This window comes from Streptomyces sp. CA189 (genome assembly GCF_056428985.1).
Genome location: NZ_JBWJVM010000180.1, coordinates 1 through 1,330, shown reverse-complemented (window position 1 = coordinate 1,330; position 1,330 = coordinate 1). Strand labels below are relative to the sequence as shown.

Below are 1,330 nucleotides of genomic sequence, written 5' to 3'. Positions count from 1 at the left end.
TGAACCGTTCCGGGTTCGGTAGAGACTCGATTCCATGAAAGGATCGAGTCATGGCACGCCCCTCCTCCTATCCCGCTGAATTGCGTAAACGAGCGGTCCGTATGGTCGCCGAGGTCCTCAGCGACTACCCGACCGAGTCCGCTGCGATCAAGGCGGTCGCCGAGAAGCTCGGTATCGGCTCGACCGAGACGCTGCGCAAGTGGGTCCGTCAGGACCAGGTCGACTCCGGTACCCGCCCTGGCGTGACCAGCGAGGAATCCGCGCAGGTCAAGGCGATGAAGAAAGAGATCGCCGAGTTGAAGCGGGCGAACGAGATCCTGAAGGCGGCGGCGAGTTTCTTCGCGGCCGAGCTCGACCGGCCACATCTTCGCTCGTAGCGTTCATCGACGAGCACCGGGACCGCTTCGGCGGCGTCGAGCCGATCTGCAGGACGCTCACCGAGCACGACTGCAGGATCGCCCCCTCCACCTATTACGCCCACCACAAACGCCTGGCCGAACCGTCCGCGCGGACTGTGCGGGACGAGGAACTAAAGCCCCTGATCCACCAGGTGTTCAAGGACAACTACCGTGTTTACGGGGCCCGGAAGATCTGGCGGGAGCTGAACCGGCAAGGCCACATCGTGGCCCGCTGCACCGTCGAACGCCTCATGCGCGAGAGCGGCATCGCCGGCGCCGTCCGCGGCAAGAGGGTGATCACCACGATTCCGGACGGATCGGTCGATCGGGCCCCGGACCTGGTGGACCGGAACTTCGTCGCGAGCGCGCCGAACCGCTGCTGGGTGGCCGACTTCACGCACGTCGCCACCTGGGCCGGGGTCGTCTATGTCGCGTTCGTCGTGGACACCTTCTCCCGCCGGATCGTCGGCTGGTCCGCCGCCACCTCGAAGGAGACCAGGCTCGTCCTGGACGCTCTGGAGATGGCCCTGTGGCAGCGCGATCGTGACGGATTCCCTTACCAGCGGGGCGAGTTGATACATCACTCCGACGCCGGGTCGCAATACACGAGTTTCCGGCTCGCCGAACACCTGGACGCCGCCGGCATCGCGGCCTCGATCGGCAGCGTCGGCGATGCCTACGACAACGCTCTGATGGAGTCCGCCATCGGGCTGTTCAAGACCGAGCTTGTGAAACCGGGACGACCCTGGAAGACACTCGCCCAGGTCGAACTGGCCAGCGCGGAATGGGTGGACTGGTACTGCCACCGCCGCCTCCACGGTGAGATAGGCCACGTCCCACCCGTCGAGTACGAGACCGCCTACTACCTCACGACCACAAAACCGCAGGTCACAACCAACAACTGAGATCTCTACCGAACCCGGAACGGTTCA

1 protein-coding gene is annotated in these 1,330 nt (G+C 64.8%); it reads left to right on the top strand.

Features of this window, described 5'->3' with window-relative positions; all coding sequences use genetic code 11:
• The first annotated feature begins 50 nt into the window (after positions 1–50).
• A protein-coding gene (locus AC061S_RS44400) for an IS3 family transposase (protein WP_478691569.1) occupies positions 51–1,303 on the top strand; the annotation gives its coding sequence in 2 pieces (ribosomal slippage) (positions 51–330 and positions 330–1,303; 1,254 coding nt in all).
• Positions 1,304–1,330: the final 27 nt, after the last annotated feature.